This is a genomic window from Ruegeria sp. CDSC079 (genome assembly GCF_059610505.1).
The window spans coordinates 374,637-388,023 of record NZ_JBXWNT010000002.1; the positions used below are offsets into that span (position 1 = coordinate 374,637).

Genomic DNA, 13,387 nt, shown 5'->3' on the forward strand with positions numbered 1-13,387 from the left:
ATGAACGAAACCGTCAAAACCTATTTCGAAGCCTTCAACGCCGGGGACGTAACCGGCATGCTGGCCTGTTTGTCCGACGACGTGGCCCATCATGTGAACGAAGGGCAGATACGAGTGGGCAAAGAGAAATTCGCAGCTTTTTGTGACCACATGAACCGCTGCTATCGCGAGAACCTCACCGATATCGTTGTGTTCGCGGCCGAGGGCGGTACCCGTGCCGCCGCTGAATTCATCGTGAACGGCACCTATCTTGAGACGGATGAAGGCCTGCCCAAAGCACACGGGCAGACCTACCGCCTACCAGCCGGATCGTTCTTTGACCTGAAGGATGGCAAGATCACGCGGGTCACCACCTTTTACAACCTGGCCGACTGGACCAAGCAGGTCTCGAATGGCTGAGGTTACAGGCGTTCGCGCCTTGACCGGGGCGGCGCTTGAGGCGGCTCTGGATGACGTCGCTCGCTTGCGGATCGAGGTGTTTCGGGCATGGCCGTATCTTTATGACGGCGATCTGGAATACGAGCGGAAATACCTGCAATCCTACCGTGACAGCGACAGATCCATCGTTGTTGGTGCCTTTGACGGGGATCGTCTGATCGGCGCATCGACCGGCGCCCCGCTAGTCGACCATGCCGCCGATTTCGCGGCGGCCTTCGATGGCTCTGGGCTGGACTTGTCCCAGATCTTCTACTGCGCCGAATCCGTCTTGCTGCCCAACTATCGCGGGCAGGGCGTGGGGCATAGGTTTTTTGACCTGCGCGAAGCCCATGCGCGCAACTTTGGCTTCACCAAATGCGCCTTTTGCGGTGTGCAACGCACGACCGATCACCCGATGCGGCCTGATACCTACCGCCAGCTGGACACTTTCTGGCGGGCGAGAGGGTATGAGCCACTGCCCGGCGTCGTCGCGCAGTTCTCGTGGAGGGATATCGGGGAAGAAGGCGAGACGCTGAAGCCGCTGCTGTTCTGGATCAGGGATTTGTAGATGGATTTGGCCACTATGCAGAGAAAGCCGAAATCAACGTCTACCGGCCCTCATCCATCATGATTTTCTACGCACCTGATCACAGACGCTTCAAGAAGCTCGCGATTGAAGGGCATAATTTCGGCTGGCGTGCCTAGAAGGACAAAAGATGTTTTCCAAGTCGCTTCGCAAAATCCAGCGGCGCCCATCCATGCGACATAGGCTGAGAATCGCATACCGCTGAGCTCTAGTTCGACCGGGTCATAGACAGGTTCAGTCGGTAACAGCTCCAGGTCCAGTTGCTTGCCTCGGATTACGTTCAGAGCAACCTTTACTCCAGTGCTGTCAATCCAATCCTCTGACTCGGCACCTGTTCTTTCCGACTCCAGATAATCCAAAAACTCTTGAAGAGTTTCTTCTTTGGTGTCCGGGCTCTCAAGCAGCTTTGCAAAAGTAATTAGTCTTTTTTGATGGTATCCGCCCGGCTCCAGGCGTTGCGCTAGGCTGCGAAGTAACTCAGCATCTCCGGTGGCTATTGGCATATAGTATTGGCTTGTCAGCGAGTTGTTCGTCGAGGCAAGTAATTCAAGCGCTTCCTCAACGCACCCGTTTAACCAGTAAGCGGAGATGATCCTGCTTTGATCCCTCGGGTTCGAACGGGAGAAGTCAGTCAGTTGAATGACATCATAAAGCGAACCATCTTGCAGTTTCTTCCTGAGCGCCCCTTTGTCGCCATCGAATTGCATTAATGCCGTCCGCATCAAATAGAACTTTAACTCATCCCGCTGTTCGCGGGCGGGTTCTTTGGACATAAGCAACATGGTCAAACTGGCTCGGCTAACGTCTTGCTCTTTGCCATCACCCAAACCATCCAAAAACAACTGAGTAAGCGGTTCGTCGTGCCATGTTGGCGTATCAAAACAGTCCGCAAGCGCGGGCACAGATAAGCACGTTGTTCCTAAAACCAAGCAAAGGATTCTAAAATTCATCACTGGAAAATCCTCAATTTTCTTGCTCTCATTTACCAGTGCTGAAGTTCGTATGCCATGGGCTTACAAATGAACTAGCTGTCCTAAATTCAATGTGTCACGGTTGGGCTATACAGTCCACGAACGCACACTTAGATTTCAGCCGAGTTAAGACTGCAAGGAATGCCCCATGAGACTTGCCACCGCCGCCTATAACCTCGACTGGCTCGAAAACTGGGCGCAGTATGAAGATAAGCTGGCCCGCTGGGTCTCGGATGCCGCAGGGCAGGGGGCAGATCTTCTCGTTTTCCCCGAGTATGGCGCGATGGAATTGTCGACTTTGGACGGGGCCGAAGTAGCGGGTGATCTGGAACGCTCGATCCGTGCTGTTTCAGATCGGATGGGGGACGTGCAGGACCTGCATTCGCGTCTGGCTCAAGAGCATGAGACCTACATCCTGGGCGCATCCGCTCCGGTGATTGACGGGTCAGGCCGTCCGGTAAACCGGGCTGTGCTCTACGCTCCGAACGGGACGTTTGACCATCAGGACAAACAGATCATGACCCGCTTTGAACGCGAAGACTGGGATATCGCGCCGGGCGGACCACTGAAATTGTTTGATACCCCACTTGGAAAAATCGGAATCCTGATCTGCTATGACAGTGAATTCCCCTTGCTGGGCAGAGCCCTAAGTGAGGCGGATATAATCCTGGTTCCCTCATGCACCGAGGCGTTGGCAGGGTACTGGCGTGTCCGCATCGGGGCTATGTCGCGTGCGCTGGAAAACCAATGTGTTACGGTCATGGCGTCTCTGGTGGGCAAAAACGAATGGTCCGATGCGGTAGATATGAATACAGGAACGGGTGGTATTTTTGGTCCACCTGACAAGGGTTTTCCCGCGACCGGAGTGTTAGCAGAGGGTGCGCTGAACCAACCTGGCTGGACCTATGCCGACGTCGACCTGACAACGATCGCCAATGTGCGCCGGGATGGCCATGTGTTGAACCGCGCCCATTGGGACGAGCAGTGCGGTCGAGTCGAAACAGTCACAATATCCTCTCTTTAGGTGAATACGCCCTTGAAATAAGCCCCAAATAGGCTCATTTAGGCGCACATCCCCGTAGATTCTGCGGGTGCAACGTAATTATGGAGACAACATGGCCAAGGAAGATACGCTCGAATTTCCCGGTGTCGTGAAGGAACTCCTGCCTAATGCGACGTTTCGGGTCGAGCTGGAAAACGGCCATGAGATCATCGCACATACGGCAGGCAAGATGCGCAAAAACCGCATCCGTGTTCTGGCTGGCGACAAAGTTCAAGTCGAGATGACCCCCTACGATCTGACCAAAGGTCGGATCAACTATCGCTTTAAGTAACGCCCGACACATGGCGTTTATTCTCGGATCGGGCAGTCCAAGGCGGCTGGACCTGCTGGCGCAGCTTGGTGTGCAGCCCGACGCCATCCGCGCCCCGGACATTGACGAAACGCCTTTGAAAGGTGAGCTGCCGGTGCCCTACTGCCACCGGATCACACGCGCCAAGGTGCAAGCTGTTCCCGCCGAAAGCGATGATGTCACACTTTGTGCGGACACCACGGTCGCGCTGGGTCGGCGCATCTTGGGAAAGCCTGAAGATGCAGGTCAGGCGGCCGAGTTTCTGCACGCTCTGTCTGGACGGCGGCACCGGGTGATTACCTCGGTTGCGGTTCGGCGCGGCGACCGCATATCGCAACGCGATGTGGTGTCTCAGGTCAAGGTCAAGCGCCTGTCGGATGTTGAGATCAATGCCTATCTGGCAACCGGTGACTGGCAAGGCAAAGCCGGTGCATATGCAATCCAGGGGCCTGCAGGGGCGTTCATCCCATGGATTTCCGGCTCATTTACCGGCATCGTGGGACTACCATTATCCGAGACTGCCGCTTTGCTGCAGGGCATCGGCTATCCTTTGTATCGCGAGGCACTATGAAGGGGCGTACCATCGTTTTAGACCACATCAACAACCGCGAGGCAGCGGCGTTGATGGTGGACGGAAAGCTTGACGATTTCCTGATTGCTTCCGAAGCCCCGGCACCCGGTACTATCTACCGGGCGCGGGCGGATCGCCCGGTCAAGGGGCAGGGTGGGATGTTTCTGGCCACGCCGGACGGCCAGGCCTTTTTGCGACAGGTCAAAGGATTGGCCCCCGGAGAGCTCAAGCTGGTCCAGGTGACCGGTTTTGTCGAACCCGGAAAGGCGCTGCCGGTGACGGATCGCGTGCTGTTTAAAAGCCGCTTTGCGATTGTCACACCGGATGCGCCTGGCCTGAATATCTCGCGCAGTATCCGGGATGAGGATGAACGCGACCGCTTGCTGGAAATTGCACATGAGGCGATGGCGGGCAGCGAACACGGGTTGATCCTGCGGTCCTGCTGTCAGGGCGAGAACGCCGAAGAGATTGCTGAAGATATCGGCGTCATGCTGGCTCATGCCGATGCTGTGATGAACGATCCTGGTACCGAGCCTGAGGTTCTGCTCGCAGGTGATGGGCCGCATGTTTTGGCCTGGCGCGACTGGACCGACCCGGCCGAGGTCGTCACCGAACCCGGCGCCTTTGAGGCGCATGGTGTCTTGGATGCATTGGATCAGGCGGGCGGAATATCAGAACCATTGGCCGGGGGCGGACACATCTATATCCAGCCCACCCGCGCCCTGGTGGCCGTAGATGTAAACACGGGTTCAGACACCTCGATGGCCGCCGGAACCAAGGCCAATTTCGCCTGCGCAAAAGCACTGCCACGTGCATTGCGTATCCGTGGGTTGGGGGGGCAGATCACGCTCGACCTCGCTCCAATGCCCAAGAAAGACCGGCGCGGTTTCGAAGCCGCTTTGCGATCTGCATTCAAGTCTGATCCGATCGAGACGATTCTGGCAGGATGGACCCCGTTGGGTCACTATGAGTTGCAACGCAAACGCGGCCGGATTTCCCTTGCGGAGGTGCTGAAATGAGCTGTCCGATCTGTCACGAACCAACGGTGTCTCAATTCCGTCCTTTTTGTTCGAAACGCTGTGCAGACATTGATTTGGCCAAGTGGCTGAACGGGTCTTACGCGGTTCCTTCGCAGCGTGAAGAAGACGTTGAACAGGATGTTTCTTCAACTGAAACTGAGATGCCGCGCCCACATTGAAAAAATGTAAAAAAGCCTCTGGACACTGCCAGTAGCAAGTCATAGAACGCCTCCACCCAACGGCAAAAGCCGTATCCGTGCCCGGGTAGCTCAGGGGTAGAGCAGTGGATTGAAAATCCTCGTGTCGGTGGTTCGATTCCGCCCCCGGGCACCATTTTTCAGTAACATAGAGAAGCCTATGTTACTGATTTTAAGTAATATTTCACCGCATCCCCTCTGGTGGCGCTCGAATGGTGGGCGTTTTGCTACACAATTCGCTACACATTTTACTACCCAAGCAATAGATACACCAAGGCATAGCTGAAGCTTATTGAAGGCGGATAACGCCCCTGTGTGCGCACCAAACGCCCCGCCCAACCGGATACCAATACAAGTTACGATGCCGCCAGTTCCCAAACGGTCTACGACGTCAAGCACGGGAAACAGCTTGGGTGCGAGAAGTTATGACAAGCGTGATGTCGAGATGGGTAGTGAAAAATTCCCGGATAGGTGATTAGCCGATCGACATTTGCTGTTCACCCTGATAAAACAAGGAATCGAAATCTGGTGAGGTGAGAAATGCGACCAATCGGGATAGATCTTTTTTCCGGTGCCGGAGGGCTCAGCCTGGGCTTCGAACAGGCGGGCTTCGACATCCGCGCCGCGGTCGAGATCGACCCCATTCATTGTGCGGTTCATGAGTTCAACTTCCCCGACACAATTGTGGTCCCAGCATCAGTCACAGACATGACGGGTTCAGAAATACGCCGACGCGCTGGCATTGAAGGGCTTCCTGTGGGCTGCGTCTTTGGAGGCGCGCCTTGCCAAGGATTTTCATTGATTGGCCATCGGATACTCGATGACCCCCGAAACAAACTTGTTCTCGACTTTGTTCGCCTTGTAACCGAGCTTGATGCCGCAAGTTTCGTTTTCGAAAATGTAAAGGGGCTCACAGTAGGCAAGCACCAAGCGTTTCTCAAGGAACTGGTTAGTGCATTCGATCAAGCGGGCTATGACTGTCGCCTACCTTGGAAAGTGCTAAACGCTGCCCATTATGGGACACCACAATCACGAGAACGATTTATCCTAATGGGGGTGAAGAAAGGTGGTAATCTTCCAGAATATCCTAACCCAACGACAAATATTTCTGGTCGAACGGTGCAATTCCCAGACCTCCCATTTGGACCATCATGCGCCGAAGCTATCGACGACTTGCCCGACGCCGACTCTTTTGCGACGCTCAATAAGAGCGATGAAGTTAAAACCTCTCGCCTCGGCAGTCCTTCCTCGTATGCCGCTGAACTACGAGCTCTTACAAACGACGCGTGGCATTTTGGCTATATACGCGATTGGGATTCCACCCTTCTGACCTCAAGCGCTCGAACTGCACATACAGACATCTCTCGGCGGCGTTTCAGTCAGACAGAGGAAGGATCAGTTGAACCGATCAGCCGCTTCTTCAAGTTACCGCGAAGTGGCGTTTCAAACACGCTTCGGGCTGGGACAGATGGCTCAAGAGGGGCGTTCACAAGCCCCCGTCCCATTCATTTTCACAGTCCTCGGTGCATTACAGTGCGCGAAATGGCTCGTTTGCACGGGTTTCCTGACTGGTTCAGGTTCCACGTGACAAAATGGCACGGAGCTCGGCAGATTGGGAATGCCGTGCCACCCCCATTGGCTCGTGCTATCGCTGGCAAGGTAATAGAAGCCCTCGGTGTTGAGCCTACGAAACCGAGCAACTCACTCGGTCTCGGTGATCCAGAACTTTTGAAGCTTGATCTTTCACGGGCGTCTGAGCGATTTGGTATTGCGCGCCCGCCTAACAGGCGTGATCGTAAAAGTGGTGCAAAAAAACGCAAGCAGGAAGAGATCGAAAGAGAACTCTCCGCTGAGAAAGCTGATCATGGGTAAGTCTCCAAGCCGACAAAGCCAAATCATACAGGCGGTCTTTTTCGACCGGTATAAACCGGGAACCTCGTCGATCAAATTCTCAAGAGAAGACTTGTTCGAAGCTTGCGAAACGCACAAAATCGAACCCCTAAAAAATATGGGAGATGGCGCTGTATACTCCTACCGTTATAGAACCAAGTTCCCAGAAGCCATTCTCTCCACTCAACCGGAAGGAATGGAGTGGGTGATTCTGGGAAGGGGGATTGCCCAGTATGAGTTTCGCCTCGTCTCAGCAAGTAACATACTGCCCAATCCGAACCTTCTGGCAGTCAAGTTACCTGAGGCCACACCGGAAATAATTAAGCGCTATGCTTTTACGGACGAACAAGCTCTTTTGGCCCGCATCCGATACAATAGAATGGTCGATACGTTTTTTGGAATTACAACTTACAGCCTTCAAAATCACTTGAGGACTACGGTTGAGGAAATCGGCCAAATCGAAATTGATGAGATCTATGTGGGTGTGGATCGAAACGGCAGGCACTACATAATTCCTGCGCAAGCCAAAGTCGGGAATGACAAAATCGGCTATGCGCAACTCTATCAAGACTTGGCTTACTGCGCTGAGAAATATCCTAATCTGGTCTGCAGAGCACTGGCCGCCAAGTTCATGAATGAGGGCACTATTGCTTTGTTCGAATTGACTATTTCTGGAGACTCCGTTCGGATTGTGCAAGAGAAACACTATGATCTTGTGCCCGCCGAAGGAATTTCTGAGGTTGAGCTCATTGAATACAACGACCGGTCCGTGTCGAGCTGACGGCTTGGTGGGCAGGCGTAATCAAACAAATATTTGAGCCAGTAAAGTCGGCTGCTGGATGGCGGGACGCCGGTAGTAGGCAAGTAATGCGACACACCCACCTCGCCAGATAGTTGAAACGAAGGTGGCGTGGATTTTGGTTGGTGGGTAGTCAAGATTTCAGGATGCGTCCAAATCCCGTCAATCAACACGCTGTTTGAAGAAGAAAATATGTAAGTTCGGTTGCTTGTGAGAACTGCTGGTTGCCAACCTTGATCGTTTGAGGTCACAATCAATGCGCGAAGTATTGATTCACTTATAGAGATATCCAATGGCCAGATTTGTCCCGTCTGTAGACGAAAGCAACAAAGTTGACGCGTCACCGACCAAGAGCTTCTTCGTGAGTATTATCACCAAGGACATTTTGTTAAATGAAGCCATTCATGATTTGGTAGACAATTGCATTGATGGTGCAAAACGCCTTCGCCCAGGGGGCCGCGCAGACTATACCGGCCTTAGCGTATCCATCACTTTCGACCGAGACCGCTTCGAAGTGAAAGACAATTGTGGTGGGATTCCATTAGAAATAGCCAAAAAATACGCGTTCAAATTCGGCCGAGCGGAGGGGTTTGAAAGCACTTCCCATTCTGTGGGTCAATTTGGAATTGGAATGAAGAGGGCGCTGTTCAAATTTGGAAATAAATTCTCTGTTAGCTCAGTAGAACCTAAATCGACTTTCAAAATCGCAGTGGATGTCAAAAGCTGGGTTGCTGACAACATTAACTGGGACTTTGATTTGAAAGACCTTGAGGAAAAGGATTTTCCAGAGGGTGACACGGGCACCGACATAACTGTGACAGAACTTGACCCAGTAGTAAGCTCGACCTTCGAGCAAGAATATTTTGAAAAAAAGGTCCGGCAGGAAATCCGAGTGAAGCATCAATACCCTATGCGGCAGGGGTTGCAGATCTCAGTAAATGGTGAGTCCATCATCTCTTCAGAGTGGCAGCTGACAACAGACGCGACGATGACACCCGCGTTTGTTAAATTTGAGGATGATATTGGAGGAACCGCACCACTAACCACCAGACTCTACGCAGGTATTGGTTCGTCAAGTAAAGCAAGTGCCGGTTGGTATGTGTTCTGCAACGGGCGCTGCATTCTCAGCGCGGATCAGGGCAAGACAACTGGCTGGGATGACATATCGAGTGGTGGGACGAAAATCCCAAAATACCACGGTCAATTTGCGCGTTTTAGAGGGTATGCATTTTTAGATTCGGACGATGCCAGCTTGTTGCCCTGGAACACGACTAAGACCGACTTAGATCTGGAGAGCGTAGCCTATCGCTTACTTATTGCGCGGCTGATCGAAATCACGCGTCCAGTCATCGATTTTCTAAATGAGCTCGATAGCGAAAACGACCTTGAAGAAAACGATAAGATTCTGACCCACGCAGTGAACGCAGCCCCGAAGGTCCCTCTCGAACGGATGCAAGAGAAGCCAGCTTTCACTTATACAGCAGCCGTTGCGAGGGGGCCGCGAATGGCAACAATTTCATACCGGAAACCTCGCAGCGTTGCGGACACACTCAAGAAAGAAATGTCAGCTGGCAGCTATAAAGAGCTTGGTGAAAAGACATTTGATTACGCAAATAGCCTTCTCGTTGAGGACGACTGAATTGACCGGCACCTTCAACAAAATCGACTATCGACTAAGACCTGCTAAGCATTGCGAGCGCAGTATGCTGATCGATTTATTTAAGCGAATGCAGTTTTCGCCCATTCAGGACTATCAATACGTTGGATTAGGTTCGGTTGCCTTTATTGATTTCAAAATGGTTCATAAAGCGCTGGGCATTTCAAACTTAACAAGCATTGAAGATGTAGATGAAGATAGCGAGCGCGAACGATTTGAGCGAAACAAGCCGTTCGAGTGTGTAGACCTCAAATTCGGGAATTCAAAGACGGTGTTGCCGGGTCTGGATTTTTCCCAGAAGTCTATCGTGTGGATGGACTACGATGGTGCCTTTAGCAGAGACATCGCAAACGATCTGGCGTTGATTGCCGGAAAGGCATCGAGTGGTTCCTTGCTTGCCACGACATTTACGACACATTTTCCAACAGATGCTAAAGAAGGAAGAAAAGAAGCTGATCGTCTGCAAGGGGATTTTCCTGACTTCCTCGAGGAGGACGTGAAGCTTGGGAAATTCCAAGGTCATCTATACGCAGAATTCTGCCGCTCCACTCTTAATGCAATCATCGAAAAGGCCATATCCGATGCTGATGCAGGCGTCGCCGAAGCAGAACAAAAGCGAGTGCTCAAGCAAATTTGTTTCTTTCGATATAAAGATGGATCGCCGATGGTGACCTACGCTTGGATCATTGTATGCGAGAGCGATCTGGAAAAATTTAGTCTTTGTGACTTTGAAGGCCTGCCATTTGTGAGGACTGGAAATCAACCGTTTCGCATCAAAGTGCCTCTGGTGACTCCCCTTGAAATTCAAGAGATGGAGCGACGAGTTCCTGGGCTCGAAGCAAAAGCTGATATTGCATGGATACCGGAAAGCGAAAGAACCGAATTCGAAAACATCTATCGTTACCTCCCGCATTTTTCGTCGGTGGAGCAAGTCTGACAGCGACTCAACTCGTGCCGGATTTTTCGCGGGGAAAAGAGATACTGCGGGACGCAGTTTCTGGATGTAAAACGGCTTCCCACGTTTCTCAAGCTACGCCGTAGGAAGGGCTCCTTAGATGGTTTTCCTTTAGATTTCATCGTTTATCATTTGCTTTTGTCCGTTGGCATCTACCCGGTCGCAAGATATGAAACCTATTTTGTTAGGGAAAACGGCATCACCCTCACAGATGAGGATTCAAGCTTTGTGGAAAAATTTCTTGAGAGATGAACGGTAACGACCGCAGGTGAGTGCATCACTTGCAAAAAATGTATCACAAGCTGTCATTTCCTAATTTCTGGATTTCTAAATTTCAAGATTTCCACGGGTTACCCCTGTTTTTTATCAGAGACTTATGGCGAACCATTGCTCCATATGCAGTTGGGAAACCGATCTTGCAGTTGCAAAATCACCTTTGCAGGTTTTTTGGGAGAAAACGCAGAATACCCTGCAACTACGCAGAGAATCTTTTGCCAATCCTTTTTACCTGAACAAAGACGCTACCAGTTCCTTTTCATCACAAAAGGAGCAAAAATTGCACTATACTCATACGAAATTTCGCATCTCAGCCCATGTCGCTGAGTTCATCAAATTATCTAATTTCTCTGCGCAAACAGCCAAACTTCTGTTTGCTCTCATTTTCCTTCAAGACCAAACAGACGAGTCTTGGCCGACTATTCTGTATAAAGACGATAAACCACAGGATCACTTCGTTTTCGTTGCAGAACTAAGGGAACTCGGCTTTCCAACCAAGACGGGGTCAAGTCGCTTTCTACGCAAGCCCGTTTTGGAACTGGCAAGTATTTCCGCGGTGTTTGAACATCTTCAAATCTCTGAAAACGGCCGCTTTTTGTCATGGCGCTTTTCAGAGAGCTTCTTCGACGCCATGGCGGAAATGGAGATCTACGGGCTGATCGACGCCAGTGAAATCGCCATGTGCCAGCGCAAGTATGACGGGGCACTGCTCGCGCAGATCCCGCTACATCGCAAAAAACGCCTTCCAGAGTTCAAATTGATCGGACCAAGCAAAGACAACGAATGGAGAGCTGATTATGTGCTTCCATCTTTGACCCCAAGCCAAGTCAAGCGGCAGTTGCGTCCGTCACTACAAAACTGGGCTAACGAAACAGGTATCACGTTCGCTGTGCTGTTGGTTCAAGAGGGATCACGCCCGGGTTATACGGATGTCGTGATCAGGATGCGCCACAAGGCCACGCAATGGCCGAAGGATTGTTTCACCAAACGTCCTGCGTCCGCCTTGATTTGGACAGTCAGCCCTGAAATCAAAGCTTACTCCGACGACTGTGCAAGTTCTCCCCCAGAGGGCCCGCCTTTTTTGCCTGCAAAAAAGGGTTAGCGGGTTAACCCTTTTGGGAAAGGGGTAATCTGTTCCTACCTCCGAGATATGAAAAAACAAGATAATAGAGTGGGATTTGTGGGGGCCGTTAGGCAGAAGGCAATCGGCTTCCCAGATCTCGCTAATATGGAGCGGCACGGGAAGCGAGAGGATGTCAGCGGGCAACAACGGCGGGTTCGAGATGCTGAGCCGCTCGTCTATGGTTCCCTCGACCTCACAGAGGCGCGGAGAGCCCATATCGAGGGCGTCAAGCAATCTGGTCGCTCTGCCTGCGTCCATGCGCTGGTGCAGTTCCCTACAGGGCTTCTCGACGGCGCAAATGAAGACCACCAGAAGGCTATGCTTGGCCATGCTGTCGAATTCTTAAATCGCTATCACGGCGGCGACGCGGTCTTTGCTGCTCGCCTCGACCGAGACGAGAAAGGCCGACACACGGTCGATGCGTTTTTGCTGCCACGGTATGATTTCCACTACAAAGACGGGCGGACGGTAAAGAAAGCCAGCGTCAGCAAGTTTTCCAAAGCAGAGGCCAAACGGCGGTTCGGGCGAGATGATCGACGTTCGCAAGGCTCAGCATTACAAGACGCGTTCTTTGAGCATCTGAGAGACGAAATGCAGCTTGATGGTGTGCTGCCGCCAGAGCGAAAGAAGACCACCGCGAAAGATCGTGTAGAGCCAGAAGTGTATGGCCTTCGCAAAGACCGACAGAGGCTACAAGAGAACGCTCGGACGCTCTCTCAGGCGGATCGGGTGGCGCGAAAGCGTAACAAGGAACAGTTGGCACTGAATGGGGCTGAGACGGAGCGACTGGCGAAAACAAAAGCAGCGCTTACCGCTGCGCAAAAGGAACTGGCGGCGGATCAGTTAGCCTTCGAGAAACACTCAACAACCCGAACGGCGGCACTGGACAAAAAAGAAGCTATCGTCAGACGAGACGCAAAGACCGTTCGCAACGTGCGGATTGCAAGCGGACAAGGGGTATCGCGCTCGTTGAGCCGTATTTTGGATCAAGGATTTGAAAGTCAGGATGTAAGATGACACCAGCACAAGCGATGATGAAGAAACTGGAAGATCGAGATTATATTAAGCTGAAGGTGCCTGAACATCTTCTGCACTTCGTCAAGATGCGGGATCGGTTGGCCTATTATTCCCTACAGCTTAAGCCTTTTTTCAATCAAGAACCTTGGGATCTTCCGGTTGTGGTTGATGGGCGCAGGTATACTCCGGCTGATCTCCAGACTTTGCAGAGCTGGCACATGTCCTCAGTGGAGTTCTATGATCTTCTAACTGATATTGAGTTCGCTTTGATAGAAGCTGCTGGACGGCGCGGTATCTCCCTGCGTAAGCGGGGCAAGGTTGATGAAGAAGGAAATGTTGGGTTTCCCCCTCAACGTCAGAAGGGGAATTGCAGTCGTTAGCCCAAGGCGTCGCTTGCTCCTTGCGAAAAACTCCAACAACGCCGCGCTTTGAGCCGCCGAACCTCAGCCTCAGCTGCTTCGGCTCGCCGTTCCGCTGCCTCCGCCCGAATTAGAAGCCTATCGTCGCTGGCAGCGATGTTCCATTGCTCTCCGGCTTGCTCAGCCAGCGCTTGGACG

15 protein-coding genes and 1 tRNA gene are annotated in these 13,387 nt (G+C 52.2%); 15 read left to right on the forward strand and 1 reads right to left on the reverse strand.

Annotated elements, in window-relative coordinates; translation table 11 throughout:
- Positions 1-399 carry a ketosteroid isomerase-related protein gene (locus AC2FIC_RS05150; protein WP_496692238.1) on the forward strand — a complete coding sequence of 133 codons (399 nt, stop codon included), beginning with the start codon at positions 1-3 and terminating at the stop codon, positions 397-399.
- Positions 392-985, forward strand: a complete 594-nt coding sequence (locus tag AC2FIC_RS05155; RefSeq protein WP_496692239.1) for a GNAT family N-acetyltransferase — start codon at positions 392-394, stop codon at positions 983-985. Before AC2FIC_RS05150 ends, AC2FIC_RS05155 begins: the two co-directional genes overlap by 8 nt.
- A gap of 50 nt (positions 986-1,035) precedes the next feature.
- Here AC2FIC_RS05155 and AC2FIC_RS05160 read toward each other — a convergent pair whose 3' ends face one another.
- The gene (locus AC2FIC_RS05160; RefSeq protein WP_496692240.1) at positions 1,036-1,953 is read right to left on the reverse strand and encodes a hypothetical protein; all 918 of its coding nucleotides are present in this window, start codon (positions 1,951-1,953) and stop codon (positions 1,036-1,038) included.
- 169 nt (positions 1,954-2,122) lie between these two features.
- On the opposite strand from AC2FIC_RS05160, the gene AC2FIC_RS05165 reads away from it, so the two are divergent.
- The 13 genes from AC2FIC_RS05165 to AC2FIC_RS05225 all read left to right on the forward strand — a co-directional run bounded on the left by AC2FIC_RS05165 (position 2,123) and on the right by AC2FIC_RS05225 (position 13,210).
- Positions 2,123-2,998, forward strand: coding sequence for a carbon-nitrogen hydrolase family protein (locus AC2FIC_RS05165; RefSeq protein ID WP_496692241.1), 876 nt, complete (start codon positions 2,123-2,125; stop codon positions 2,996-2,998).
- Positions 2,999-3,089: 91 nt separating this feature from the next.
- Complete coding sequence (gene infA / locus AC2FIC_RS05170) at positions 3,090-3,308, forward strand: translation initiation factor IF-1 (RefSeq protein ID WP_005978431.1); 219 nt, start codon at positions 3,090-3,092, stop codon at positions 3,306-3,308.
- A gap of 10 nt (positions 3,309-3,318) precedes the next feature.
- A complete protein-coding gene (locus tag AC2FIC_RS05175; RefSeq protein ID WP_496692242.1) occupies positions 3,319-3,897 on the forward strand; it encodes a Maf family protein in 579 nt (192 codons plus the stop codon).
- Positions 3,894-4,916, forward strand: coding sequence for a ribonuclease E/G (locus AC2FIC_RS05180; protein ID WP_496870041.1), 1,023 nt, complete (start codon positions 3,894-3,896; stop codon positions 4,914-4,916). The genes AC2FIC_RS05175 and AC2FIC_RS05180 overlap by 4 nt, the downstream gene beginning before the upstream one ends.
- Positions 4,913-5,095, forward strand: a complete 183-nt coding sequence (locus AC2FIC_RS05185; protein ID WP_281995647.1) for a DNA gyrase inhibitor YacG — start codon at positions 4,913-4,915, stop codon at positions 5,093-5,095. The genes AC2FIC_RS05180 and AC2FIC_RS05185 overlap by 4 nt, the downstream gene beginning before the upstream one ends.
- Before the next feature lie 79 nt (positions 5,096-5,174).
- Positions 5,175-5,249: transfer RNA gene (locus tag AC2FIC_RS05190), tRNA-Phe, on the forward strand.
- A gap of 404 nt (positions 5,250-5,653) precedes the next feature.
- On the forward strand, positions 5,654-6,985 hold the full coding sequence (locus AC2FIC_RS05195; protein ID WP_496692244.1) for a DNA cytosine methyltransferase: 1,332 nt from the start codon (positions 5,654-5,656) through the stop codon (positions 6,983-6,985).
- Positions 6,978-7,784: an endonuclease gene (locus AC2FIC_RS05200; RefSeq protein ID WP_496692245.1), complete on the forward strand. Its 807-nt coding sequence runs from the start codon at positions 6,978-6,980 to the stop codon at positions 7,782-7,784. Before AC2FIC_RS05195 ends, AC2FIC_RS05200 begins: the two co-directional genes overlap by 8 nt.
- Before the next feature lie 310 nt (positions 7,785-8,094).
- The gene (locus AC2FIC_RS05205) at positions 8,095-9,441 is read left to right on the forward strand and encodes an ATP-binding protein (protein ID WP_496692246.1); all 1,347 of its coding nucleotides are present in this window, start codon (positions 8,095-8,097) and stop codon (positions 9,439-9,441) included.
- A 1-nt stretch (position 9,442) separates the two neighbouring features.
- Positions 9,443-10,396: an O-methyltransferase gene (locus AC2FIC_RS05210; protein ID WP_496692247.1), complete on the forward strand. Its 954-nt coding sequence runs from the start codon at positions 9,443-9,445 to the stop codon at positions 10,394-10,396.
- A gap of 394 nt (positions 10,397-10,790) precedes the next feature.
- Positions 10,791-11,792, forward strand: a complete 1,002-nt coding sequence (locus AC2FIC_RS05215; protein WP_496692248.1) for a hypothetical protein — start codon at positions 10,791-10,793, stop codon at positions 11,790-11,792.
- Positions 11,793-11,840: 48 nt separating this feature from the next.
- A complete protein-coding gene (locus tag AC2FIC_RS05220; RefSeq protein WP_496692249.1) occupies positions 11,841-12,830 on the forward strand; it encodes a hypothetical protein in 990 nt (329 codons plus the stop codon).
- Positions 12,827-13,210, forward strand: a complete 384-nt coding sequence (locus tag AC2FIC_RS05225) for a hypothetical protein (RefSeq protein ID WP_496692250.1) — start codon at positions 12,827-12,829, stop codon at positions 13,208-13,210. Before AC2FIC_RS05220 ends, AC2FIC_RS05225 begins: the two co-directional genes overlap by 4 nt.
- Positions 13,211-13,387: the final 177 nt, after the last annotated feature.

Excerpts from the sequence above, each read along its gene's own strand:
- AC2FIC_RS05150 (WP_496692238.1), top strand. The coding sequence starts at position 1 with ATGAACGAAACCGTCAAAACCTATTTCGAAGCCTTCAACGCCGGGGAC.
- AC2FIC_RS05155 (WP_496692239.1), top strand. The coding sequence starts at position 392 with ATGGCTGAGGTTACAGGCGTTCGCGCCTTGACCGGGGCGGCGCTTGAG.
- AC2FIC_RS05160 (WP_496692240.1), bottom strand. The coding sequence starts at position 1,953 with ATGAATTTTAGAATCCTTTGCTTGGTTTTAGGAACAACGTGCTTATCT.
- AC2FIC_RS05165 (WP_496692241.1), top strand. The coding sequence starts at position 2,123 with ATGAGACTTGCCACCGCCGCCTATAACCTCGACTGGCTCGAAAACTGG.
- infA (WP_005978431.1), top strand. The coding sequence starts at position 3,090 with ATGGCCAAGGAAGATACGCTCGAATTTCCCGGTGTCGTGAAGGAACTC.
- AC2FIC_RS05175 (WP_496692242.1), top strand. The coding sequence starts at position 3,319 with ATGGCGTTTATTCTCGGATCGGGCAGTCCAAGGCGGCTGGACCTGCTG.
- AC2FIC_RS05180 (WP_496870041.1), top strand. The coding sequence starts at position 3,894 with ATGAAGGGGCGTACCATCGTTTTAGACCACATCAACAACCGCGAGGCA.
- AC2FIC_RS05185 (WP_281995647.1), top strand. The coding sequence starts at position 4,913 with ATGAGCTGTCCGATCTGTCACGAACCAACGGTGTCTCAATTCCGTCCT.
- AC2FIC_RS05195 (WP_496692244.1), top strand. The coding sequence starts at position 5,654 with ATGCGACCAATCGGGATAGATCTTTTTTCCGGTGCCGGAGGGCTCAGC.
- AC2FIC_RS05200 (WP_496692245.1), top strand. The coding sequence starts at position 6,978 with ATGGGTAAGTCTCCAAGCCGACAAAGCCAAATCATACAGGCGGTCTTT.
- AC2FIC_RS05205 (WP_496692246.1), top strand. The coding sequence starts at position 8,095 with ATGGCCAGATTTGTCCCGTCTGTAGACGAAAGCAACAAAGTTGACGCG.
- AC2FIC_RS05215 (WP_496692248.1), top strand. The coding sequence starts at position 10,791 with ATGGCGAACCATTGCTCCATATGCAGTTGGGAAACCGATCTTGCAGTT.
- AC2FIC_RS05220 (WP_496692249.1), top strand. The coding sequence starts at position 11,841 with ATGAAAAAACAAGATAATAGAGTGGGATTTGTGGGGGCCGTTAGGCAG.
- AC2FIC_RS05225 (WP_496692250.1), top strand. The coding sequence starts at position 12,827 with ATGACACCAGCACAAGCGATGATGAAGAAACTGGAAGATCGAGATTAT.